Genomic DNA, 23,806 nt, shown 5'->3' with positions numbered 1-23,806 from the left:
GCCCGCATGTTCCGGACGCGCCGCTCAGGCGCGCAGCGCCCCCAGGCGGCCCTCCAACTGCCCCAGCAACTCACCCAGCAGAGCGGCGAGTTCGCCCTGCCGGTCCGGGTCGAGGACGGCGAGGACGGCGGTCTCGTAAGCGAGTTGCTCGGGCAGGATGCCGTCGACGACCTCGCGGCCGGCGTCGGTGAGGCGGAGGTGGGCCACCCGGCGGTCACGGGTGTCCCCGCGGCGTTCGACGAGACCGCGCTCGGTCAGCTGCTTGAGGCGCTTGGTGACCGCGGCGCCCGAGGAGAAGGTCTCCCGGGCCAGTTCGCCCGGCGTCAGCTCATGGCCGGTGCGGCGCAGCGCGCCGAGCAGGTCGAACTCGGGGCGGCTGAGTCCGGCCCGGCGCAGCGGGGCGTCCTCGGCCTGCTGGAGGAGGGCGGCACAGCGGTTGACCCGCCCGATGATCTCCATGGGGCCGGTGTCGAGACCGGGGTGGACGGCCTGCCACTGCCGGACGACCGCGGAGACGGTGTCGCCCCCGGTCGCGTCCGCCTGCCGTCCGTTCGGTTCCGTCATGGCCGTGTGCCCTCCGTCGTCGCGCTCCGCACCGCCTGGTGCCGTACCGTCGCGGCGAGCGTACGGTGTCCGGCCTGCTCGGCGCGCACGACCCGCTCCTGGGGCAGGGCGCCCTGCCACCACTCACCGGACGCCGCCTCCACGGCGGCCCGCAGCTCCACCAGCTCGGCGGCGAGGGCGCGGCGGGCGGACTCCAGGGCACGGGGGTCGTCGGACCGCGGTTCCGCGAGAAGGCGGGCGGCGCGCTCGCGGGCGCGCTCCACGGCGGTCAGCGTCTGCTCGATACGGCTGCCCGCGCGGCGGTTGGTGACGGCGACGGCGGCGGCGAAGCCGACCAGCGCCCCGACGACGGTGTCCGCGACCCGCTCGGTGATCAGCCGGCCGGGTTCCTGGAAGCCTGCGAACTCGGTGATGAGCAGCGCCATCGGGGTGACGCAGACGCTGCCGAGCCAGTAGTTGCGGCCGATGAGCGCCTCGGCACCGAAGTTGAAGACGAGGCAGAGCAGGACCAGCGCCACCGGGGCGAGGTGGGCGAGCGGGACGACTGCCGCGAAGAGCAGGACGCCGACGAGGTTGCCGACGACCCGCTGGACACCCCGGCTCCAGGTCAGGGTGAGGTTGGCCTGGTACAGCGAGGCGGCGGTGACCAGGGCCCAGTACGGGCGGCCGACGCCGAGGGCCAGGGAGGCGTATCCGGCGAGGGCGCAGCCGGTGGCGGTGCGCACGGCGAGCGGGGTCAGCGGGCCGAGCCGGCGCCGCAACGGGACCGCGGGGACGGCGAGTTCGGCGTCGATGCCGAGGAGCTCGCCGTCCTCCCCGGTGCACGGGACCGGTCCGGTGCCGCGCAGGTCGCGGGCCCACGCACGCAGGTGCCGCGGGTCGGCGTCGGCGGGTGCGGCGAGGGCGACCTCGGCACGGACGACGAGCCGGTCCAGGGCGCGGCGGGTCGCGGTGCGGGCGCCGGCGGACAGCAGGGACTGCCAGGCGGCCTGGATCGCGGCGCCCGCGGCGGCCCTGGAACGCGCGTCGTCCCGCTGCTCGACGTATGCGGCGGTGGCGTTCAGGGCGTGGGCGGTGGCCCTCCGCTCCGGGCCGTGCGGCCGGACCAGGCCGGGCGCCATGGCGACGACCCAGGCCCAGCCGCCGGCCGCGAGCGCGAGGGCGAGGTGGCCGGGCACCTGGCCGAGGGTCTGCGGGGCGAACAGGGAGGCCGAGGTGATGAAGGTGAGGACCACATTGCCGGGCGGGCCGACGCGGGTCGCGTCGCACAGCGCCTTCTGCACGGCGGCCAGCAGGGCCCCGACGGCGACCAGAACGGCCGCGCTGGTGGTGAGCGAGGCGGCGACGAGGGAGACGGCGAGGCCGCCGACCATGCCGAGCACCACCCTGGCCAGGATGGCGGCTCGGGCGCGGTAGGGGCGGTGGTGGGCGTAGAGCGCGCACAGGGACCCGGCCATCGTGTACATCGCCAGGTCGAGGCGGCCGAGCGCGAGGAGGGTGAGATTGGGCGGGGCGACCGCGGCGACCACGCTCAGGGCGGGCTTGAACCAGATGTCGGAGGGGCGGCCGAGGCGGAGGACGCCGGCCAGGGGGAGGCGCCGGATGCGTGACGGGGCGGGGGCGGGGGTGGCACTGCTCATAGCCACAAGATTAACAGGTGTTTTACCTGTAAACGATACACGCTGACCTCCCGTGCTCCGCCGAATGCTCCCCGTGTACACCCTTGCGCTTGCGTGCGCGCCGCGCGGCCCGGGCATCCCCTCCCCGTCCGACCGTCGAACGGGGAGGCGCGTGTGCACGGACCGGCTTCGCCCGGCTGGCTGCTGGTGGCGCTGTGCGCGGCGACCGGGGCCTACTGCCTGCTGCGGATGCGCAGCGACGTCGAGGAGCAGCGCCGCGCGGCGGGCGGCGAGGCACTCATGGGCTTCGGCATGGCCGCCATGGCCGTCCCGGCCGCGGTGTTCACACCGCCGTCGTGGACCTGGACGGGGTACGCGATCGTCTTCGGGGCCGCCGCCCTGCGGGCCGTGTGGGCCGCGCGGACGAGCCCCCACCATCTGCACCACCTGGTGGGGGCGTCGGCGATGGTCTACATGGCGGTCGTGATGGCGGGCGCCCCCGGCCATCACGGCGGCGCCGGGATTCCCGCGGTGACAGGGGCGCTGCTCCTCTACTTCACGGGCTACGTGCTGCTCTCCGGCATCCGGCTGATGCCGGTCATGTCGGGGGGCGGGGCCGTGGCCGTGGCGGCCGGATGGGGCGACCGGCCCGAAGTGGCGCGGGCGTGCCGGCTGTCGATGGGGATGGCGATGGTGGCGATGCTGGCGATGATGTGAGCGGCTCCGGGCCGAGAGACGAGCGGCACCACACCGCGCGGTCAGCATCTGTGCGCCGAGATGTTGCACGGCTTCACACCGGGACGCGCCCTCGGCCGCCGCCGTGTCCTGCGTCACTTGCCGCGGGATGCCGTACCCGCGGGCCGCACGCCGCTCATAGGGTGCTCCCATGATGGTCCCCGCGGCACTGCTGCTGCTCGGCGCGCTGGCCGCCGTCGTCGCCCCCCGGCTGCTCGCCCGGGCCGACTGGCCGGACCGGGAGCCGGTGGTCGCGCTGTGGGTGTGGCAGTGCGTGGTGGCGGCCGTACTGCTGTGCTGCGCCTTGTCGATGACGCTCAGCGCCGCGGCCGCCTGGCAGGCGGTGCGCGGTCATGTGTTCGCGCCGGCGCCGCATGCGGTGGTGGAGGCCTACGCACTCGGAGCGGGCGGCACGTGGGCGGCGACGACCGCGGTGACGCTGGCGCTGGGTGGGGTGTGGAGCGCGGCGATGCTGGTGCGGGAGATCGTGCGGGCGCGGGCCCGGCGTCGGCTGCGCAGGGCCGAACTCCTGGTACGTGCCCCGCGGTTGCCCGGCGAGGAGGGCTACGCCGCTCGTCTCGTGGTCCTGGAGGGCGAGCGCCCCGACGCCTGGTGGCTTTCCGGCTCGGCGCCCCAACTGGTCGTCACCACGGCCGCGTTGCGGCGCTTGAAGGGCCGGCAGCTCGATGCGCTGCTGGCCCATGAGGAGGGGCACGCGCAGGCCCGGCACGACTGGCTGCTGCACTGCTCCTCGGCGCTGGCGGGCGGGTTTCCGCAGGTGCCGGTCTTCGCCGCGTTCCGCGACGAGATGCACCGGCTGGTCGAACTCGCCGCGGACGACATGGCATCGCGCCGCTTCGGGCGGCTGACGACGGCGCTCGCGCTGGTGGAACTCAACGAGGACCGGGGCGTGTTCGGCCCCGGCCCGGCCCCGCACGCCCACGTGCCGCAGCGCGTCCGCCGCCTCCTCACTCCCCCGGACCGGCTGACGGCGGCGCGGCGGCTGGGGCTGACGGCCACGGCGGCGCTGGTTCCGGTGGTGCCGCTGCTGGTGGCGTTCGTACCGGCGCTGCGGGCCCTGGGCTGACCGACCCCCGGAGAAGCGGGATTGGCCTCCGGCCCCACTGGTCGGCGAGGATCGCAGTATGCACTCCCCGCCCGTCGACGCCCCGCCCAGCCCGCCGGACCACCGCATCACCGTCCGCGCGGCCGGAGTCCTGGCCGTGTGCTCCGTACTGCTCCTCACGCTGGTCGCGGTGCGCTGGCACCCTCTGATGAGCCTCGACGGCGACATCGCCGACACGACGCACCGGTGGGCGGTCGACGAACCCGAGCTGACACACGCGTTCCGCATCCTCACGGACTGGGTGTGGGACCCGTGGACCATGCGGTTGCTGTGCGCGGTGGTCGTGGTGTGGCTGGTGTGGCGGCGGTCGGCGTGGTGGACGGCGGGGTGGCTGGCGGTCATGTCCGCGCTCGGGACGGCGGTCCAGCAGGTGCTCAAGGCGGCGGTGGACCGCCCCCGCCCGGTCTGGCCGGACCCGGTCGACTCCGCCCACTTCGCGGCCTACCCCTCGGGGCACGCCATGACCGCCACGGTCGTGCTGGGCCTGCTCCTGTGGCTGCTGCACCACCACGGCGCGGGCCGCGCCCTGTGGCGCACGACCGTCACGCTCTCCGTCGTCTCCGTCCTGGGCGTCGGCCTCACCCGCATCTGGCTGGGCGTCCACTGGGCCTCGGACGTCGTCGGCGGCTGGCTGCTCGGGGCGCTGCTGGTGGCGGTGGCGGTACTGGTGCACGGGCGCCGACCGGCGTGAGATACGCCCGGACGGCCCCACGTGGGCGAGGTCAGTAACCAGACGACCGGTTACTGCCCGGACCTGGAGTCATGGCAGGCGGTCGCCCGCGCGCTGGACGGGGCGGGTGCAGGGCGTCCCGGTGGCTTCACCCACGAGGTGGTCTTCCGGCGCTACGAGGGCTGCCGCGCGTGTTCCGTCGTGCGCGAGAGCGATTTCGTCTGTGTGTTCTGCGGCGGCGATCTGCCCCTGGAGTGGAACGTCGGCTCGTAGGATCTTCCGCATGATCGCCGTACTGTTCGATTTCTCCGGGACCCTCTTCCGTATCGAGTCCGCCGAGTCCTGGTTGCGGGGCGGGCTCGCCGAGGCCGGGATCGCGTTGCCCGAGTCGGAGGTCGTCACGGCGGCGCGGGCCCTGGAGGCGGCGGGGGCGCTGCCCGGTGGCGCGGCTCCGGTGCGGGTGCCGGAGGACATGACCGAGGCGTGGCGGACGCGGGACCAGAGTGCCGAGCTGCACCGGGCCGCGTACACCGGGCTGTCGCGGCAGGTGCCGCTGCCGGACCCGGCGCTGCACGACCGGCTCTACGACCGCCACATGTCTCCGGCCGCCTGGCGGCCCTACCCCGACGCCGGCAAGGTGCTGCGGGCACTGCGCGAGCGCGGCATCGGCATCGGGGTCGTCAGCAACATCGGGTGGGATCTGCGGCCGGTGTTCCGGGAGCACGGCCTCGATCCCTACATCGACGCCTACGTCCTGTCGTACGAGCACGGCGTCCAGAAGCCCGACACCCGGCTGTTCGCAGCCGCCTGCGCCCACCTCGGGGCCGACCCGCGCGGGACGCTCATGGTCGGCGACGACCGGCGGGCGGACGGCGGGGCCGCCGCCCTGGGGTGTGCCGTGCACTTCGTGGATCATCTGCCGGTGACCGAGCGGCCGGACGGGCTGCTGCCGGTGCTGGATCTCGTGGACAGGGGCGGGAACGCCCGGAAAGTCGGCGGAACGACCGGCCAGTAAGTAGCCTCAGGCCACCACTGGGTCGAAAAGAGCCGTCCGTCTCGGACGATCCCCCGCGTCGCCCGAGACAGACGGCAGCCCTGACCAGCCGTTTCAGCGGCCGAACCGGACGCGCTGAGTATAGTTGGCTGGCAGCCAGTCAACGCAGGAGTTAAGCATGTCCCCGCGCAGCGCCTCGGTCAATGAAGAATTGCGGCGACGATCCCGCGAGCGGCTGCTCCAGGCGGCGGTCGAGGTGGTCAGCGAGCACGGGTACGAGGCGACGACCCTCGGCGCCATCGCGGACCGGGCAGGCTCCGCACGCGGACTGGTGTCGTACTACTTTCCCGGCAAGCGCCAGCTGGTGCAGTCCGCGGTGCACCGGCTGATGCACCGCACGCTGGAGGAGGCGCTGGAGCGGGAGCCGCGCACCGAGGACGGCCGGGAGCGGCTGGCGCGGGCCATCGACGCGATCCTGGGCCTGGCCCGGGACCGGCCGGTGCTGATGCGCCAGCACATGGCGGGGCTGCTCCAGGCCGAGGGATTTCTGCCCTGTCCGGAGCAGCGGCGCCTGGCCGAACTGCTGCGGGACACCGTCGTACGCAACGGCTCGCAGGACCCCGAGGCCGACTACCCCATGCTGCGGGCCCTGTTGATGGGCTCGGTCTACGCCGCGCTGGTGCCGGGCGTGCCGATGCCGCTGCCGGTGCTGCGCGCCGAACTGTTCAAACGCTACCGGCTGGACTGGGAGTCGGGTGCCCCGCCGGACACCGGGGCGGCGTCCGGCGGGACGGGCGACACGGATCTGTCGCGGTTCTTCGCGACCGGGGCCGCACCGGAGCACGGCCCTGGCGGTCAGTCGAAGTAGTCGGGCTGCGTCTGGGTGTTGAGCTCCGGGAGGCGGACCCACTTCGCGGGGTCGGTGCGCCGGTCGCTCAGCTTCAGGACGTCGAAGCCCTTGGCGATGTCGTTCGAGTAGATGTAGCCGTTGTAGTAGTACGCCGACCAGGAGCCGCCGACGGTGAGCGTGTCGGTGGTCAGCGGGCCGCGCTCGAAGTAGCCGATCTCCCTGGGCTTCGAGGAGTCGGTGAACTCCCAGACGGAGACGCCGCCCTGGTACCAGGCCTGGACCATGATGTCCTTGCCCTTGACCGGGATCAGCGAGCCGTTGTGGGCGACGCAGTTCTCGGTGTCGGCCTGGTGGCGCGGGATCTTGAAGTAGCTGCGGAAGACGAGCTTGCGCTTGTCACCCTTGCCGACGATGTCGTAGATGCCGTCGGCGCCGCGGTTCGGGCCGACCGTGGCGTTGCAGGTGGCTCCGACGCCGCCGCCCAGCTCGTCGGTGAAGACGACCTTGTCGGCCTTCTGGTTGAAGGTCGCCGAGTGCCAGAACGCGAAGTTCACATTGTCCTGCACCTGGTCGATGACCTTCGGGTGCTCCGGGTCCGCGATGGAGAACAGGATGCCGTCGCCCATGCAGGCGCCCGCCGCGAGGTCCTTCGAGGGCAGGACGGTGATGTCGTGGCAGCCGGTGGTCTTGGACACGCCGGGGTTGGTGGGTGCGCCCGGGTTGCCGCCGCCGTCCGGGCCCTCCCCCGGGAACAGCACCGGGAAGCCCACGACCGCCGCCTTCTCGGGGGCGTTGCGCGGCACCTTGATGACGGAGATGCCGTCGTGCGGCGGCTGGCAGTCGGGGTAGGCGGCGTTGGGCGAGTACGAGGAGACGTAGATGTAGACGTTCTTGCGCTCGGGCACGAGCGTGTGGGTGTGCGAGCCGCAGGCGGTCTCGACGGCGGCGACGTACTTGGGGTTGGTCTTGTCGCTGATGTCGAAGACCTTCATGCCCTCCCAGGAGGACTTCTCGGTCGCGGGCTGTGTGGTGCTGTTGCAACTGCTGTCGCTGCGCGAGGAGTCGGTCGACAGGAACAGCAGGTTGCCGGAGACGGAGACGTCGTTCTGCGAGCCTGGGCACAGGACCTGCGCGACGGTCTTCGGCGCCTTCGGGTTGCTGATGTCGAAGATGCGGAAGCCGTCGTAGTTGCCCGCGAAGGCGTACCGGCCCTGGAAGGCCAGGTCCGAATTGGTGCCGGGCAGCGCGTCCTTGGGGACGTTGACGAGGTGCTCGATGTTGTCGGAGTGGACGACCTCGTCCTGTCCGGGTATCGCGCCGTCGGCGATCGCGGCCCGCACCTGGGCCTCGGTGCTCCGGGACACCTCCTTGCCGGAAGCCGCCGTGCCGTCCCCGGGGTCGGGGGTGGCGGCCGCCGGGACCGCCGTCAGCAGGGCCGCGAGGAGTCCGGTCGCGGCGGCGACAACTCCCAGGCGTCTGTGTCGGGTTCGGGGATCTTTCAGGATCACTGTTTCCTCCCTGGTGCCGTTCGCCTCGGAACGGTTCACACACCACCGAAGTATGGTCTTGACCATGCACACACCAACAGGGGGCAACAGAATCGCAATGAAGTTTTCTGCTCGATAATCCGCGGAAGCGTGCTAGGACAGTCACGGCACTCACAAGGTGCCCCTCACCACGCCTGCCACAGGAGGTCGTTGTGCTCATCCGCCGCGCGTCCGTCGCCACGGTGACCGTTCTGGTGATGCTCGGCCTCGCGGCCTGCGACTCCGACTCGGACACCAAGTCGGCTGCGGCGACCGGCCCTTCGGTGATCGCGCCGGGCGAGCCCGGCGAGGTGAACCGCACCCTGTCCGCCGAGGAGGCCGCGGACCAGCGCGCCGAGGACGACTCCCCCAACGCGGCGGACGTCTCGTACGCCCGGATGATGATCGTGCACCACACCCAGGCCCTGGAGATGACCGAACTCGTCCCGGACCGCGCCGGGTCCGGCAAGGTCAAGAAGCTGGCCGAGCGCATCGCGGCGGCCCAGGGGCCGGAGATCGAGGCCATGGAGAGCTGGCTGACGTCGTACGGCAAGGACCCGAAGGCCGGGACGCACGACCACGCCTCGATGCCGGGCATGGCCACCGAGGCGCAGCTGAAGAAGCTGGAGGCGGCCGAGGGCAAAGCCTTCGACCAGCTCTTCCTCACCCTGATGATCACCCATCATGAAGGGGCGCTCACCATGGCCACGGACGTGAAGGGACAGGGCAACAACATCCGCATCGAGGAGATGGCCGACGACGTGGTCGCCCAGCAGACGAGCGAGATCTCCCGGATGCGGGACCTGCTGTAGAACCGTACAGGCGTGCTCAGCGCCGCGCGTGACGTGGTGTCAGGTATCCGGCGTCACGCGCCTGCGCAATCATCCTGAGCGACTTGCGGCGGCTGCGCCCGGTCGCGCACATCACCGCGAGCACCGGGTCGACGCCCTCCTCCTGAGCGGCCCGGTACTCCTGCGCGATCAGCCACCGCCCCTCGACACCCCGCGGCCAGGCGGGCCGGGCCCGCCGCGAGACGGCCGGCTCACCCTCCTCGGGCTCGGGTTCGATGCCGCACGCCTCGAAGAGCGGGCCCTCGATCCAGTCGGCGAGGACCGCCAGGTCGTCCAGGGACAGCGCCGGCTGGGCCCGCACGTCCTCCAGCGAGGCACAGCCGTCGCACACCACGGCCAGCACGTCGACCCGGGCTCCATCGGTGAACGCGAGCCGGACGTGGAACCACGCGGTGGCGCCGTCGGCCTCCTGCACTTCCCACGCGGGCCACACGGACACCGCACCGTCCGTCGGACAACGATCAGAAAGATTAAGAAACGATGCTTCTAGCACATACGCAACGTAACCGCATGATCACTTTCCATACCAACGGACACGCGCCCCCTGGCGCGTACAGCACCCTGTCAGCGCAGCAGCGACGGTGCGATGCTGGAGACATCAGCGATCTGCTCTGACCCCACGGGTAAGGAGTACCGCCGTGCTTCGTGTCGCCGTCGTCGGCTCCGGGCCGAGCGGGTGCTACACCGCCCAGAGTCTCGTCCAGCTCGACCCCGCGGTGTACGTCGACGTCCTGGACCGTCTGCCGTGCCCCTACGGACTCGTCCGCTACGGCGTGGCACCCGACCACGAGAAGATCAAGTCCCTCCAGAACAACCTGCGCACGGTCCTGGAGCACGACCGGATCCGCTTCCTCGGCGGGGTCAGGATCGGCGCCGGAGGAGTGCCGACCAGCCGGCTGCGGGAGCTGTACCACGCCGTCGTGTACTGCGTGGGCGCCGCCACCGACCGCCACCTGGGGATTCCCGGCGAGGAGCTGCCGGGCAGCTTCTCGGCGACCCAGTTCGTCTCCTGGTACAGCGCCCATCCGGACGCCGTCGACGACGGTTTCGTCCGCGCGGCCCGCTCGGCCGTGGTGATCGGCGTGGGAAACGTCGCGGTCGACGTGACGCGGATGCTGGCCCGGGGAGCCGCCGAGCTCAGCCCGACGGACATGCCGCAGCCGGCCCTCACCGCGCTGGCCGCGAGCCGGGTGACGGACGTCCACATGGTGGGCCGCCGCGGCCCCTCGCAGGCCCGGTTCACCACCAAGGAGCTGCGCGAGCTGGGCGGACTCCCGGGGGCGCAAGCCACCGTGGATCAGGACGAGTTGGCGCTCGATCCGGCCTACCTGGACCCCTCGTCGCTGCCCGCCGCCCAGCGCCGCAACGTGGAGGTGCTGCGCGGCTGGGCCGGGGCACCGGCGAGCCCTGCCCCGCGCCGCATCCGTCTGCGCTTCTTCCTGCGCCCCGTCCAACTCCTCGCCGACGCGGGGCGGGTGGGCGCGGTGCGCTTCGAGCGGACGGTCCCGGACGGGAGCGGCGGCGTGACCGGCACGGGGCGGTACGAGGTCATCGAGGCCCAGTTGGTGCTGCGTTCGGTGGGCTATCGCGGAGTACCGCTGGAGGGCCTGCCGTTCGACACGGAACGCGACACGGTGCCGCATCTCGCCGGGCGCGTGCTGCGCGAGGGCGTGGTGGCGCCCGGCGAGTACGTGGCGGGCTGGATCAAGCGGGGCCCCACGGGGGTCATCGGCACGAACCGGCCGTGCGCGAAGGAGACGGTGACGTCGCTGCTGGAAGACGCGGACGCGCTCGCCCGGGAGGAGCGGCGGGAGGATCCGCTGGCGGCGATGCGAGCCGAGGGGGCGGAGCCGGTGGAGTGGGCGGGCTGGCAGTCGATCGAGCGGGCGGAGGCGGCACTGGGTGCGTCTCTGGGACGCGCGACGGTGAAGCTCCCGGACTGGCAGTCACTCCTGAACGCCGCGCACGGCATCGTCCGCTGAGGCGCGCGGGGCCGTATCGCTGTGCCGCTCCGCCGCGTGGGCGCGGCCGGCCGCATCCGGCCCGCACCGGGAAACGAACCCGCAACACCCCCGAAATCAACAATCTGTTCAAGGAGCCTACGGTCCCACCCATGACCACGCACCCTGTCGACGAAGTCCCACCCACCCGTCACCTTCTCGCCTTCGGCCTCCAGCACGTGCTCGCCATGTACGCGGGCGCCGTCGCCGTCCCCCTGATCGTCGGCAGCGCGATGAAACTGTCGCCCGCGGATCTGGCCTATCTGATCACCGCCGACCTCCTGGTGTGCGGCGTCGCGACCCTCATCCAGTGCATCGGCTTCTGGCGCTTCGGTGTGCGTCTGCCGATCATGCAGGGCTGCACGTTCGCCGCCGTCTCCCCCATGGTGCTCATCGGCACGACCGGCGGCGGTCTCCCCGCGATCTACGGGTCGGTGATCGTCGCGGGGCTGGCGATCATGCTGCTCGCACCCGTCTTCGGCCGGCTGCTCCGCTTCTTCCCGCCGCTCGTCACGGGCACCGTGATCCTGATCATCGGCCTCTCGCTGCTGCCGGTGGCCGGCAACTGGGCCGCGGGCGGAGCCGGTTCGGCGGACTTCGGGGAGCCGAAGAATCTCGGCCTGGCCTTGTTCGTGCTACTGGTGGTGCTGGGCGTGCAGCGGTTCGCGCCCGCCTTCCTCAGCCGGATCGCGGTACTGATCGGCATCGTGGTGGGACTCGCGGTGGCGGTGCCGTTCGGGTTCACGGACTTCGACGGGGTCGGGGACGCCGACTGGCTCGGGATCAGCACGCCGTTCCACTTCGGGGCGCCGGCCTTCGAGGCGTCCGCGATCGCGTCGATGCTGGTGGTGGCGCTGGTGACGATGACGGAGACGACCGGTGACCTGATCGCGGTCGGGGAGATGACCGACCGCAGGGTCGAGCCGCGCGCCCTCGCGGACGGTCTGCGCGCCGACGGTCTGTCCACCGTCCTCGGTGGTGTCTTCAACACCTTCCCCTACACGGCGTACGCGCAGAACGTGGGCCTCGTCGGCATGACCCGGGTGCGCAGCCGCTGGGTGGTCGCCGCGGCGGGAGGCATCCTCGTGCTCCTCGGCCTGCTGCCCAAGCTGGGCGCGGTGGTGGCGGCGATACCGGCGCCGGTGCTCGGCGGTGCGGGTCTGGTGATGTTCGGGACGGTGGCCGCGAGCGGTCTCAGGACCCTCGCGACCGTCGACTTCAAGGGCAACAACAACCTGACGGTGGTGGCCGTCTCGGTGGCGATGGGCATGCTCCCGGTCGGTGTGCCGGCGGTCTACGAGAAGTTCCCCGACTGGTTCCAGACCGTGATGAACAGCGGCATCAGCGCGGGCTGCCTGACCGCGATCGTGCTGAACCTGCTCTTCAACCACCTGCCGTCGAAGTCCGCTTCCGCCGAGCCCGCCGGGTCCGCCGCCGGTCCGGCCGGGCCGCCCGCGTCAGCCGAGACGGACGGCCTGCCGGTCGGCGGCACCGAGCAGGGCGTCGAGCAGTCCCGGGAAGAGGTCGTCTAGGTCGTCCTTGCGCAGTCCGTTCATCTTCGACGTACCCCGGTAGATCTGCCGGATCACCCCCGCCTCGCGCAGCACCCGGAAGTGGTGCGTGGTGGTGGACTTGGTGACCGGCAGCTCGAACTGCGAACACGTCAGCTCGTCACCGACGGCGGCGAGCTCACGCACGATCGCCAGGCGCATCGGGTCGGAGAGCGCGTGCAGGATCGGCTCCAGCCGGATCTCGTCCCGGGCCGGATGCGGGAGGTCGCGGCTGCTGACGGCGGCGGGCGAGGTCACGGCGGTTCCACCTCTTCGGGAAGCGTTCGGGAAACCCCATTGTACGAAACCCTTCGTAGTTTGACATCCGCCGTACTACGATGCCTATCGTACGAGTCGACCACCGGTCCCGTGACGAATGGAGCCCGCCGTGAGCGCACTCTTCGAGCCCTACACCCTGCGCGACCTGACGATCCCGAACCGCGTGTGGATGCCGCCGATGTGCCAGTACTCCGCGGCACCCGAGGGCCCGGACACCGGGGCGCCCAACGACTGGCACTTCGCGCACTACGCGGCGCGGGCGGCGGGCGGCACCGGCCTGGTCATCGTCGAGGCCACGGGGGTGAGCCCGGAGGGCCGGATCTCGCCGTACGACCTCGGCATCTGGAACGACACCCAGGTCGAGGCGTTCCGCCGGATCACCCGCTTCCTGGTGGGGCAGGGCACCGTCCCGGGCATCCAGCTCGCGCACGCCGGGCGCAAGGCGTCGACCGAGCGGCCCTGGAAGGGCGGCGCGCCGGTCGGGCCGGAGGGGCTCGGCTGGCAGCCGTCCGCGCCGAGCCCGGTGGCGTTCGACGACCAGCACCCCGTACCCGCCGAGTTGACGGTCACTCAGATCCAGCAGGTCGTCGGCCAGTTCGCGGACGCCGCCCGCCGGGCCCTCGCGGCCGGCTTCGAGATCGCCGAAATCCACGGCGCCCACGGCTACTTGATCGGCAACTTCCTCTCCCCGCACTCCAACCACCGCACCGACGCCTACGGCGGCTCGTACGAGAACCGCACCCGCTTCGCGCTCGAAGTCGTGGACGCCGTACGGGAGGTGTGGCCGGACGACAAGCCGCTGTTCTTCCGCATCTCGGCGACGGACTGGCTGGAGGAGGGCGGCTGGACGCCGGACGACACCGTCCGGTTCGCCGCCGATCTCCAGGCCCATGGCATCGACCTGCTCGACGTCTCCACCGGCGGCAACGCCGCCGGCGTCCGGATGCCGATCGGCCCCGGCTACCAGGTGCCCTTCGCGGCCCGCGTCAAGGCCGAGACCACGCTGCCGGTCGCCGCGGTCGGTCTGATCACCGAGCCCGAACAGGCCGAGAAGATCCTGGTCAACGGCGAGGCGGACGCCGTACTGCTGGGCCGTGAACTGCTGCGCAACCCGTCCTGGGCGCGGCAGGCCGCGCGCCGGCTGGGCGGGGACGTGCACGTGCCGGACCAGTACCACCGGTCGGTCTGAGACCTCGGGCCGCGCACCGGGAGGACCGGGACCTCAGGCGTAGGTCCCGGTGCCGTCCGGTCGTCCCGGAGAAGTAGCGCGACCGCCGCGGTTGCTCCCCCGAGGTCAGGGGTAATGCCTTCCCAGGCACGATGTGCCGGGCGCCCGCGACAGCGAGGCTGTTGGTATCAGGCATGAGGAGGGCGTCATGAAGGGTCAGACCCGCATCCGAGTCATCCGCCGGCCCGCCCCGCGCCGGGACGAGACGATCGACCGCAGGACACCGTCGGGGCGACTGCTGCCGTACTGACGGCGCCTGCGGCCGGAATGCGTCAACCGACCGTGCAGGCCGTTCCGTTGAGACTGAAGGAGCCCGGCGCCGCACTGTTCCCGGTGTGCGTCGCCTGGTAACCGATGCTGACGCTCGCGTTCGGGGCGAGCGTCGCGTTGTACGAGGCGTTCGTCGCCGTCACCGGGCCGGAACTCGGCGCGTACGTGGCGTTCCAGCCGTTGGTGATCGTCTGCCCGCCGGGCAGCGTGAAGGCGAGCTGCCAGCCGTCGACCGTGGTCGTGCCGGTGTTGGTGACGGTCACGGAGGCGGTCAGACCGGTGCTCCAGGCGTTGGTCGTCACGGTCACCTTGCAGGGACCCGCGGGCGGCTGGGGCACGGTGCCACCGCCGTCGAGGCCGAAGAAGTGCACGGCCATCGGCCCCATCACGCCGTAGCTGTACAGGTTGTGGCCGACGCCCTGGAGGCTGATCGCCTCCACGGGGGCACGGTCACCGGTGCCGCCGTAGCGGGTGCGGGTCCAGCCGGACCGGGGCGAGTCGGTGGCGGCCGGAGTCTGGCTCACCCCGAGCACATTGGTCCACTGCTTGATCTCCTCGCCGAAGTTGGGATAGCGCAGCGTGTCGTCGGCGGTGCCGTGCCACAGCTGCATGCGTGGCCGGGGGCCGCTGTAACCGGGGTAGGCGGCGCGGGCGATGTCGCCCCACTCCTGCGCGGTGTGGCTGACCGTGCCCTGCGCGCAGGCACTGTTCCACTCGGAGCCGTCAGTGGTGGCGAAGCAGCCGAACGGCACGCCCGAGAAGGCCGCGCCCGCCGCGAAGACGTCCGGGTAGTCGCCGAGCAGGACGTTGGTCATCATCGCGCCGGAGGAGATGCCGGTGGCGAAGATGCGGCTGGTGTCGGCGTGGTAGGTGGCGACCGTCCAGTCGACCATCGACTTGATGCCGACCGGATCGCTGCCGCCGCCGCGTTTGAGCGCCTGCGGCGAGGCGACGTCGAAGCACTTGCTGGCCCGGGTGACGGACGGGTACACGACGATGAACCCGTACTGGTCCGCCAGCGAGGCGTACTCGGTGCCGGAGTACATCGCCGGGCCGGAGCCGGTGCAGTAGTGAACGGCCACCAGGACGGCCGGGTCGGCGGTGACGGTCGCCGGGACGTACAGGTACATCTGCAGGTTGCTGGGGTTCGCACCGAAGTTCGTGATCTCGGTGAGCGTGGCGGTCGGAGCGGCCTCCTTCGCGGCGGCCGGAGGTGCGGTGAGGAGCGCTGCGGCGAGCAAGGCCACCAGCATTCCGTGGAGCGCGACAAGGACCGCGCGCAGCGGTCTCCTCGCGATGGTGCCGACAGTGGCGGACACGGTGGGTCCCTTCGTGATGACGGCTCGTGGGGGCATCGCTGAGGGGAGCAACAGGAATGGTGGCATGCACATGGCCGTCATGGAAGCGCTCCCACGCTTTCCGCGCGGCGATCCGGGCCACGACCAGCGGCACCCGGATCTCTTCTGCGCAAAGCGTTGACTAGAAAGCGCTTGCCCCCTACGTTCCGTTCAGCAGCGTGACCGACTGATGCGGCCAGCCGCACAAAAGGTCACGATGTACGCGCACTCTGTTCTGAATGACGAACGTCATTCATGTACATGTTCGCGACCACCCCCCAACAGGAAGAAGGAATCGGGACATGACTTCTTCACCACCTCCCCGCACCCGCGGACGCGCCCTGACCGGCGCCACGGCCGCACTCGGCCTCTCGATTGGCATGATCATGGCACTCAATACGCCGACGGCGAGTGCCGCGACCTGGCCCACGGCCAACGGCAGCCAGGCGGTCTCCTCCACCATCTCCCTGTCCGGCACCAAGGACTACGGGATGAAGCGCCTCTACGGCACGGGCGACCTGGGCAGCGACAACCAGGACGAGGACCAGGGCCCGATCCTGAAGCTGGCCGCCGGCACCGTTCTGAAGAACGTCATCATCGGCGCACCCGCGGCGGACGGCATCCACTGCGAGGGCAGCTGCACGCTGCAGAACGTCTGGTGGGAGGACGTCGGCGAGGACGCGGCGACGTTCCGCGGCTCCTCCTCGTCGAACGTCTACACCATCTCCGGTGGCGGCGCGAAGGAAGCCAGCGACAAGGTGTTCCAGTTCAACGGCGCCGGGACGCTCAACGTCTCCAACTTCGCGGTGAAGAACTTCGGTACGTTCGTGCGCTCGTGCGGCAACTGCTCGACGCAGTACAAGCGGACGATCAACCTCAACACCATCGAGGCGACCTACAAGGGCGGCAAGCTCGTCGGCATCAACACCAACTACGGCGACAGCGCGACCCTGAGGGGCATCACGATCGTCGGAGACTCCAGCAAGAAGATCGTCCCCTGCCAGAAGTACATCGGCAACAACACGGGCAAGGAGCCGACCACCAACGGCTCCGGTCCCGACGGCACGTACTGCAAGTACGCGACGTCCGACATCACCTACAAGTAGTCCCCCCACGGTGAAGGCGGCCGTACGAAGCGTCCCCGCACGGCGCTTCGCACGGCCGCCGCATCATGTGCCCAGCCCGCGGCGGTAGTCGGCGTAGGCGGCCCGCAGCGCCTGTCCCGGCCAGTCCCCCGGCAGCAGCCCGGCAGGCAGGACGGGGTCGGCGAGCAGGTGCCGTACGACCGCCGCGAAGGCGGTGAAGAGCTCCGCGGGGCGATCCGCGCGCGAGGCGTGGGCGAGCAGGGCCCTTCCGGTGGCGGCCCAGGCGTCGAGCGGCCACAGGGACGCGGCCAGTTCACCCGCGGGGCGGGCGGGGCGGGCGGTGCAGCGCTCGGCCAGCCGGTCCAGGTCGGCCGGCAGCGGACGGCACAGGTTGGCGGGGCGCAGCCAGACGCCCTCGCGCAGCTCGGCCAGCCGCAGGGCGGTCAGACGGGTGCGCAGGTCGGCCCGTTCGGCGGGGCCACGGCTCGTCGCGGTGACGACGAGCATCTCCCAGTCGCCGTCCCACGCGCGCGTGCGGGGATGTACGGCGTCGTCCTGGCGCCGCTGCCGCTCCAGGAGCCGGTCGCTGAGCCGGTAGACGGCGTCCGTGCGCCGCAGGTCGCCGGCGGCCACCATCCGGCTGAGCGCGGCCCGCGCGGTGGAGCCGCCGACGCCGAACGGCTCCACGCGGCGCACCAGTTCCTTCACCGGCAGCTCGGGCGGATGCGCCCCCAGCAGCAGGCTCAGGACGACCGAGCGCGCGGACAGCGGGCGCAGTTCCAGCTCCTCGGGCGGCTCCTCGGGCGGCCCCTCGGCTCGAGCCGTCGTGTTCGTCCGCATGGTCACGTACTGTATGTCGTATTGCATGATTGCTGCGACCGCAGGAATAGTGCAACACTCGGTCCATGGCCTCCACACACGCGACGCACGACGTGATCAACCAGCCCCCGCCCCTGGCCCCGTACGACGCTTCCGACGACACGGCCCTGCTGGAGGGGCTGCGCCGCGAGGGCGCCGACTGGGCCGAGGAGGACGTACGACGGCTCGGACGGCTGGCCGGAAGCGCCGAGGCGCAGGAGTGGGCCGAGCTCGCCAACCGCCACGAGCCCGAGCTGCGCACGCACGACCGGTACGGCCACCGCGTCGACGAGGTGGAGTTCCATCCGAGCTGGCACCACCTGATGCGGACCGCGGTCGCCGAGGGACTGGCCGGCGCACCCTGGGCGGACGCCCGGCCCGGTGCCCATGTCGCGCGTACGGCGGGCGGGCTGGCGTGGGGCCACACGGACGCCGGGCACGGCTGCCCCACCTCGATGACCTATGCCGCCGTCCCGGCGCTGCGTCACCAGCCGGACCTCGCGAAGGTCTACGAACCGCTGCTGACCGGCCGGGAGTACGACCCCGGCCTGCGCGTGCCCACGCGGAAGCGCGGTCTGCTGGCGGGCATGGGGATGACCGAGAAGCAGGGCGGGTCCGACGTCCGCACCAACTCGACCACCGCCACGCCCACCGCCGAGCCGGGCGTCCACACACTGCGCGGGCACAAGTGGTTCACGTCGGCGCCGATGTGCGACGTGTTCCTGGTGCTGGCGCAGGCAGCCCCTCACGGGGACAAAGGCGGGCTGTCCTGCTTCCTGGTGCCGCGCGTCCTGCCCGACGGCAGCCGCAACGCCTTCCGCATCCAGCGGCTCAAGGACAAGCTCGGCAACCGGTCGAACGCCTCCTCGGAGCCGGAGTTCGACGGGACCGTGGCCTGGCTGGTCGGGCCGGAGGGGCGGGGCGTGAAGACCATCATCGAGATGGTCAACTGCACCCGGCTCGACTGCGTGATGATGTCGGCCGCGCTGATGCGCAAGACGCTCGTCGAGGCGGGCCACCACGCCCGGCACCGCAGCGCGTTCGGGGCCCGGCTGGTCGATCAGCCGCTGATGCGCAACGTTCTCGCCGATCTCGCCCTGGAGTCGGAGGCCGCCACCACCCTGACCCTGCGGCTGGCCGGCGCGGCCGACCGGGCGGTGCGCGGGGACGCCGGTGAGCAGGCGTTCCGGCGGATCGCCACCGCGGTCGGCAAGTACTGGGTGACCAAGCGGGGCCCGGCCTTCACCGCGGAGGCGCTGGAATGCCTCGGCGGCAACGGCTATGTCGAGGACTCCGGCATGCCCCGGCACTACCGCGAGGCCCCCCTGCTGTCCATCTGGGAGGGCTCGGGGAACGTCAACGCCCTCGATGTGCTGCGCGCGTTGACGCGGGAGCCCGGGACCGCCGAGGCGTTCTTCGGCGAACTGGCCCTGGCGCAGGGGGCGGACCCGCGACTGGACGCCGCGGTGAGCCGGCTCGAGGACCTGGTGCGGGGCGGCTCCGAGACCGGGGCGCGGCGACTGGTGGAGCAGATGGCGCTCACCCTCCAGGCCTCCCTCCTGGTCCGGCACGCCCCGCCCGCGATCGCCGACGCCTTCTGCGCGACCCGGCTGGGCGGCGACTGGGGGCACGCCTTCGGCACGCTGCCCGACTCGGCGGACCTGGGGGCGATCCTGGAGCGGGCGCTGCCCGGTGCCAGCTGACCGGCCTCGCTGAGTGCACGCCCTTGCTTGATCGCGTGTTCCTGGCTGATCGCCAGTTCTCGGCTGATCCCGTGTTCTCGACTGACCGCCAGTTCTTGGCTGATCGCGTGTTCCCGTGTTCCCTGCCGAGCGCACGACCTCGCGATTCATTGCGTGTTCCCGGCTGATCGCGCGTCCTCGGCCGACTGCCGGGAGCCGTTGATCGGCCAATGTCGGCATGGCCGACAGACCGTCACCCTGTGATTCCTCTTCGTTGTCAGTGCCGTGGTGCAGACTCGGGATCACTTGGCACTACGCCTGGGGAGGGCAGCGTGTTCACGGGGATCGACGAGGTCGACTGGGCTTCGATGCGGCATGCCTACGGGAGCGCGGAGGACGTTCCCGGCCTCCTGCGGGGGCTGGCCTCCGCGGACCCCGCCGAGCGGGAGATCGCGCTCGACGGGATGTACGGCGCCGTGCACCACCAGGGGGATGTGTACGACTCGACGCTCGCCTGCGTTCCGTTTCTCTTCGCGCTCGCCGAGCGCGAAGAGGTGCGCGAGCGGGGCGGAATCGTGGAACTCCTCGCCAGCATCGGCGGCGACGGGGAGGCGTACGAAGGCCCGGACGGACGTTACGCCATGGCGCGGGTAGCGGTCCGTGCCGGCGCAGAGGCCTTCGCCCGGCTGACCGGGGACCCGGACCCCGGGGTACGCCGGACCGCCGCCGGCGCCGTCGTGCGGTTCCTCGACCGGCCGGAGCGGGTGCTCGGTCTGCTGCGCGAGCGGATCGCGGTGGAGCGGGACGACCGGGTCCTGCTCGCGCTGACCGAGGCCCTCGGCTTCCTGGCCCGCCGCCGTCCCGGACCCGCGGCGGAGGCGGTGGAGCTTCTCACGGCCCTCGGTGCCGCACCCCACGGCCCCGGTCAACGACTGGCCGCGCTGGGGCAGTTGGCGGGCTGCGCACCGGACCGGCTGCCCGCCGACCTGGTGGGCACGGTCGTCGGACTGCTGCGGGAGCGTTCCGAGCACCGCCGCGGCCCCGTGTGCGAACCCGGCCGTCCGGACACGAACACGCTGGTCGGCCGGCTGCGTCGACTGCGCCCGTCGGACGAGGAGGGTTCCCAGCTGCTGCGGACGCTGCACACCTCGCTCGGCGGCCGGGTGACCGACCGGATCGCCCTGCTGAACGGGCAGTTGACGAGCGCGGACCCGACCGACCGGTGCAACGCGCTGTGGATGTCCGCGAGCCTGTTCCGCGACTGGCGGGCCGACTACAGCACGTCCGTTGCCCTCATCGGCGCCCAACTGGCTGCAGAGGAGGACCAGTTGCGGCATGCCGCGACCTCGGTCCTGGAGGACCTCCACCACCTGGCCGCGCCCGCCTCCGACGATCTGCACGCCCTGGTGACGTCCCGCCCCGACCTGTGGGTGCGGCGCTGGGAGCACGGCGCTCCGACCCTGGGCGATCCGCTCCGCGCACTGGCCAGAAGCGGCGATCCGCGCGCGGTGCCGGTCCTGGCGGAACTCCTTGCCGTCCCAGGCGCTCCCTATGACCTGGGGCAGGTCGTGGTCCACCTGGGGGCGGCCGCCGCGCCGCTGGCCCCCGCGCTGCGGGACAGTCTCGCGGGCCTTGCCCTCGACGCTCCCGACGTGCACAACCGCGCGGTGGCGCTGCTGTCGGCGCTCGCGGAGCTGGGCGACACGGAGAGCGTGCCGCTGATCCTGCGGTTGCCGGCCGGTCTGCCGGAGCACCGGATGCGGTCCGTCGTCATCGGTGCGGCCCTGCGCGCGCTCGGCGCGTTCGGCGCCGCGGCCGTGGAGGCGATCCCCGTGGTGCGGGGGCTGTTGGACGGGGAGAACGCGGTCGAGGCGGCGGCGGCGCTCTGGACGCTGGCGGCTGACGCCGATGCGGTCCTCCGCGTGCTGCTGACGGCCGACGGCGACGTCGTCGCGCAGCGGGGTGCGGCCGAGGTGCTGGCCCGTCTCGGGGCGGCGGGCACGCCGGCGGTCGCCGGGCTCCGGCGCCTGGCCGGGCAGCCGAACGTATGGGGGCGGACAACGGCGGCGTGTGCCCTGTGGCGGATCGGCGGCGAGCGGGAGGCGGACCTGGTGGTTCCGCTGCTGCGCGACGCCTGGACGGGGACACCGGCCCTCCGGCAGCCCGTCGCCGAGTGCGTCGCGGCCATGGGGCCGACGGGCGCGCCGCTGCACGACCTGCTCCGGGCGGAGCTTGCCGCCCCGCAGCGGCACACGGCCCCGTCCGAGGGGTACGCACCCCTGGCGATCCTCTCCGACGAGCGGCTGCTGCGAACCTGCCGGGAGGTACTCGCGCACGGCACCGACTGACCGCCGAGGGCATCAACGGGGCGCCCGCGGCACGCACCGAGGGTGGCGCGGCACGCGCACGGCTCACACCGAGGGTGGCGCGGCGAGCTCGCGGCTCACACCGAAGGTGGCGCGCCGCCTGCACGGCACGCACCCAAGGCGTCGCGGCAAGCCGGCGGCACCTCGGGCGCGTGCCGTGCGCGCGCCGCACCGCCTGTGGTGTGCCGCGGGCGCCCGCGGCTCAGCCCGCCGTCCGTCCCCGTTGCTGTCCGAACCGTGCCCACTCCGCGTCCCACTGGTCGATCCGTCGGCGTTCCAGGCGTCCGCAGAGCGTGCGGCCGGCGACGAACGGCACGATCGCCGCGCTCACGCCCACGAGGGCCCCGATCAGCGCGGCCCGCAGGTGGGCCTGGGCCGCGGTGGCGGGGCGGGTGACGAGGCGGCCCTCCGTGTCGGTCCAGACGGCGACCGGGGTGCCGGCGGCGCTGCCGGGACGGACGCGCACCTGACCGGTGCGCGAGGAGCCGTCGGGGGCCGCCCAGCGCACCTTCGCCCACACCTGGTCGCTGCTCGCGGTCCCGGTCTGTCCGGCGAAGGTGCCGGGCGCCTTCGCCACGAGCAGGGCCTCCACCTGCCGCCACTCGACGCGCTCCCGGGCGAGGGTGCCCTCGACGGACCGGCTCGCCGCCAGTCCGGCGGACACTCCCGCGAGGACGGTGAGCAGCCAGGCACCGAGCACGAGCCAGGCCTCCACCTTGTCGGCGCGACGCCGCAGCGGATTGCGCCGCCAACGCCACAGCCACACCTTCGGTCCACGGAACGCCATCGAAGGCTTCCTCCTCATGAACGCACGAACATGCCGGGCCGCCCTTCCATACGGGGATCGCCTCCGAGGTACTCACGGCGAATGCCCCGACCCGACCGTCGCACGCACCCCGCGCACTCGGCCCGGTCTTCGCGAAAGCGGCCCACGGATCGCCGGCACGAGCTACCATCACCGCCCTGACCTGCGGCGGAGCCCATTCCAGGGGTGACTGTCAGTGGCTGGGTGCAGACTGGCCGATATCTGAGACATATCTGGGACGACGACGTCGCGGAGGTGGCCGGCATGGCCGAAGTACTGCTCGCCGTAGGGACCCGCAAGGGCCTGTTCATCGGACGCAGGCGGGGTGGCACCTGGGAGTTCGACGAGAGTCCGTATTTCAACGCGCAGGCCGTGTACTCGGTGGCGATCGACACCCGGAGCGAGCGGCCGCGGCTGCTCGCGGGCGGCGACAGTGCGCACTGGGGGCCGTCGGTGTTCCACTCCGACGATCTCGGCCGCACCTGGACCGAACCGGCTCAGCCCGCCGTCAAGTTCCCCAAGGACACCGGGGCTTCACTGGAGCGGGTGTGGCAGCTGCATCCGGCGGCCGCGGAACCGGACGTGGTGTACGCGGGCACGGAACCGGCCGCGCTGTACCGCTCCGAGGACCGTGGGGAGTCGTTCACGCTGGTCCGTCCGCTGTGGGAGCACCCGACCCGGTCCAAGTGGGTGCCGGGCGGCGGCGGGGAGGGGCTGCACACGGTGGTCACCGACAAGCGCGATCCCGGGGCCGTCACGGTCGCCGTGTCGACGGCCGGGGTGTTCCGGACGTCCGACGGCGGCGCGAGCTGGGCGCCCTCCAACTCCGGTGTCTCCGCGGTGTTCCTGCCCGATCCCGACCCGGAGTTCGGCCAGTGCGTGCACAAGGTCGCCCAGGACCCGGCCACGCCCGACCGGCTGTATCTGCAGAATCACTGGGGCGTCTACCGCAGTGACGACGCGGGCGCGCACTGGACCGACATCGGTGAAGGTCTGCCGTCCACCTTCGGCTTCGCGATGGCCACCCACCCGCGCCGCGGCGACACGGCGTACGTCTTCCCGATCAACGCCGACGCGGACCGCGTGCCCGCCGACCGCCGGTGCCGGGTGTTCCGTACGACGGACGCGGGCAAGAGCTGGGAGCCGCTGTCCGCGGGACTGCCGCAGGGCGACCACTACGGCACCGTGCTGCGCGACGCGCTCTGCACCGATGACGCGGACCCGGCCGGCGTGTACTTCGGCAACCGCAACGGAGAGGTGTTCGCCTCGGCCGACGACGGTGACACCTGGCAGCAGTTGGCCGCTCATCTGCCGGACGTGCTGTGTGTGCGGGCCGCGGTGATCGGATGAGCCACGAGGGGGGACCGCCGGGCCTTGGCCACCGGTTGATCGCCGCTGCCCGTACGGCAGT

The 23,806-nt window shown here is 72.2% G+C and carries 21 protein-coding genes and 1 pseudogene; 14 read left to right on the top strand and 8 right to left on the bottom strand.

The window, feature by feature from the left end; translation table 11 throughout:
• Nucleotides 1-24: 24 nt before the first annotated feature.
• Together DI272_RS42990 and DI272_RS42985 are read right to left on the bottom strand one after the other, a co-directional pair.
• The gene (locus DI272_RS42990; protein ID WP_109500553.1) at nt 25-564 is read right to left on the bottom strand and encodes a MarR family winged helix-turn-helix transcriptional regulator; all 540 of its coding nucleotides are present in this window, start codon (nt 562-564) and stop codon (nt 25-27) included.
• Complete coding sequence (locus tag DI272_RS42985; RefSeq protein ID WP_181387489.1) at nt 561-2,204, bottom strand: FUSC family protein; 1,644 nt, start codon at nt 2,202-2,204, stop codon at nt 561-563. Before DI272_RS42985 ends, DI272_RS42990 begins: the two co-directional genes overlap by 4 nt.
• A 153-nt stretch (nt 2,205-2,357) precedes the next feature.
• Here DI272_RS42985 and DI272_RS42980 point away from each other — a divergent pair, with 153 nt between their 5' ends.
• The 6 genes and pseudogenes from DI272_RS42980 to DI272_RS42955 all read left to right on the top strand — a co-directional run bounded on the left by DI272_RS42980 (nt 2,358) and on the right by DI272_RS42955 (nt 6,576).
• Nucleotides 2,358-2,900: a DUF5134 domain-containing protein gene (locus tag DI272_RS42980; protein WP_109500551.1), complete on the top strand. Its 543-nt coding sequence runs from the start codon at nt 2,358-2,360 to the stop codon at nt 2,898-2,900.
• A gap of 169 nt (nt 2,901-3,069) precedes the next feature.
• Nucleotides 3,070-4,005, top strand: a complete 936-nt coding sequence (locus DI272_RS42975; RefSeq protein ID WP_109500550.1) for a M56 family metallopeptidase — start codon at nt 3,070-3,072, stop codon at nt 4,003-4,005.
• A 58-nt stretch (nt 4,006-4,063) separates the two neighbouring features.
• A complete protein-coding gene (locus DI272_RS42970) occupies nt 4,064-4,735 on the top strand; it encodes a phosphatase PAP2 family protein (protein WP_109500549.1) in 672 nt (223 codons plus the stop codon).
• Nucleotides 4,736-4,756: 21 nt separating this feature from the next.
• Nucleotides 4,757-4,987: pseudogene (locus DI272_RS42965) on the top strand (hypothetical protein); the annotation flags it as partial.
• 10 nt (nt 4,988-4,997) lie between these two features.
• Nucleotides 4,998-5,729, top strand: coding sequence for an HAD family hydrolase (locus DI272_RS42960; protein ID WP_109500548.1), 732 nt, complete (start codon nt 4,998-5,000; stop codon nt 5,727-5,729).
• 157 nt (nt 5,730-5,886) lie between these two features.
• Nucleotides 5,887-6,576 (top strand): TetR/AcrR family transcriptional regulator, encoded by a 690-nt coding sequence (locus DI272_RS42955; RefSeq protein WP_109500547.1) that lies wholly within the window; start codon nt 5,887-5,889, stop codon nt 6,574-6,576.
• Here DI272_RS42955 and DI272_RS42950 read toward each other — a convergent pair.
• Nucleotides 6,564-8,066: an LVIVD repeat-containing protein gene (locus tag DI272_RS42950; protein WP_375138100.1), complete on the bottom strand. Its 1,503-nt coding sequence runs from the start codon at nt 8,064-8,066 to the stop codon at nt 6,564-6,566. The two genes, DI272_RS42955 and DI272_RS42950, sit on opposite strands and share 13 nt — an antisense overlap.
• Before the next feature lie 236 nt (nt 8,067-8,302).
• On the opposite strand from DI272_RS42950, the gene DI272_RS42945 reads away from it, so the two are divergent.
• A complete protein-coding gene (locus tag DI272_RS42945; RefSeq protein ID WP_109501338.1) occupies nt 8,303-8,896 on the top strand; it encodes a DUF305 domain-containing protein in 594 nt (197 codons plus the stop codon).
• Between the two features lie 16 nt (nt 8,897-8,912).
• On the opposite strand, the gene DI272_RS42940 is transcribed toward DI272_RS42945, so the two are convergent.
• Complete coding sequence (locus tag DI272_RS42940) at nt 8,913-9,374, bottom strand: DUF6214 family protein (protein WP_109500545.1); 462 nt, start codon at nt 9,372-9,374, stop codon at nt 8,913-8,915.
• A gap of 199 nt (nt 9,375-9,573) precedes the next feature.
• Here DI272_RS42940 and DI272_RS42935 point away from each other — a divergent pair, with 199 nt between their 5' ends.
• Nucleotides 9,574-10,917 carry an FAD-dependent oxidoreductase gene (locus DI272_RS42935; RefSeq protein WP_109500544.1) on the top strand — a complete coding sequence of 448 codons (1,344 nt, stop codon included), beginning with the start codon at nt 9,574-9,576 and terminating at the stop codon, nt 10,915-10,917.
• A gap of 131 nt (nt 10,918-11,048) precedes the next feature.
• Nucleotides 11,049-12,467, top strand: a complete 1,419-nt coding sequence (locus tag DI272_RS42930; RefSeq protein WP_109500543.1) for a nucleobase:cation symporter-2 family protein — start codon at nt 11,049-11,051, stop codon at nt 12,465-12,467.
• On the opposite strand, the gene DI272_RS42925 is transcribed toward DI272_RS42930, so the two are convergent.
• Nucleotides 12,393-12,743: a helix-turn-helix transcriptional regulator gene (locus DI272_RS42925; RefSeq protein ID WP_109500542.1), complete on the bottom strand. Its 351-nt coding sequence runs from the start codon at nt 12,741-12,743 to the stop codon at nt 12,393-12,395. The two genes, DI272_RS42930 and DI272_RS42925, sit on opposite strands and share 75 nt — an antisense overlap.
• A gap of 130 nt (nt 12,744-12,873) precedes the next feature.
• Between DI272_RS42925 and DI272_RS42920 the strand changes: the two genes are divergently transcribed.
• The gene (locus DI272_RS42920) at nt 12,874-13,953 is read left to right on the top strand and encodes an NADH:flavin oxidoreductase/NADH oxidase (RefSeq protein WP_109500541.1); all 1,080 of its coding nucleotides are present in this window, start codon (nt 12,874-12,876) and stop codon (nt 13,951-13,953) included.
• Between the two features lie 311 nt (nt 13,954-14,264).
• Here DI272_RS42920 and DI272_RS42915 read toward each other — a convergent pair whose 3' ends face one another.
• On the bottom strand, nt 14,265-15,515 hold the full coding sequence (locus DI272_RS42915) for a PHB depolymerase family esterase (RefSeq protein WP_258314935.1): 1,251 nt from the start codon (nt 15,513-15,515) through the stop codon (nt 14,265-14,267).
• A gap of 386 nt (nt 15,516-15,901) precedes the next feature.
• On the opposite strand from DI272_RS42915, the gene DI272_RS42910 reads away from it, so the two are divergent.
• Entirely contained in the window at nt 15,902-16,705 is an 804-nt protein-coding gene (locus DI272_RS42910; RefSeq protein WP_109500539.1) for a pectate lyase, read from the top strand.
• Between the two features lie 63 nt (nt 16,706-16,768).
• Here the strand turns inward: DI272_RS42910 and DI272_RS42905 are convergent, their stop codons facing one another.
• Nucleotides 16,769-17,524 (bottom strand): PaaX family transcriptional regulator C-terminal domain-containing protein, encoded by a 756-nt coding sequence (locus DI272_RS42905; RefSeq protein ID WP_109501337.1) that lies wholly within the window; start codon nt 17,522-17,524, stop codon nt 16,769-16,771.
• Between the two features lie 65 nt (nt 17,525-17,589).
• Between DI272_RS42905 and DI272_RS42900 the strand changes: the two genes are divergently transcribed.
• A complete protein-coding gene (locus tag DI272_RS42900) occupies nt 17,590-19,245 on the top strand; it encodes a DNA alkylation response protein (protein WP_109500538.1) in 1,656 nt (551 codons plus the stop codon).
• A 311-nt stretch (nt 19,246-19,556) separates the two neighbouring features.
• Nucleotides 19,557-21,572, top strand: a complete 2,016-nt coding sequence (locus tag DI272_RS42895) for a HEAT repeat domain-containing protein (protein WP_109500537.1) — start codon at nt 19,557-19,559, stop codon at nt 21,570-21,572.
• Nucleotides 21,573-21,792: 220 nt separating this feature from the next.
• Here DI272_RS42895 and DI272_RS42890 read toward each other — a convergent pair whose 3' ends face one another.
• Entirely contained in the window at nt 21,793-22,377 is a 585-nt protein-coding gene (locus DI272_RS42890) for a hypothetical protein (protein ID WP_109500536.1), read from the bottom strand.
• 282 nt (nt 22,378-22,659) lie between these two features.
• On the opposite strand from DI272_RS42890, the gene DI272_RS42885 reads away from it, so the two are divergent.
• Nucleotides 22,660-23,745, top strand: a complete 1,086-nt coding sequence (locus DI272_RS42885) for a sialidase family protein (protein WP_109500535.1) — start codon at nt 22,660-22,662, stop codon at nt 23,743-23,745.
• The last annotated feature ends 61 nt before the right edge of the window (nt 23,746-23,806 follow it).

This window comes from Streptomyces sp. Act143 (genome assembly GCF_003143935.1).
Taxonomy (GTDB): domain Bacteria; phylum Actinomycetota; class Actinomycetes; order Streptomycetales; family Streptomycetaceae; genus Streptomyces.
This window is presented reverse-complemented; position numbering and strand designations above follow the sequence as displayed.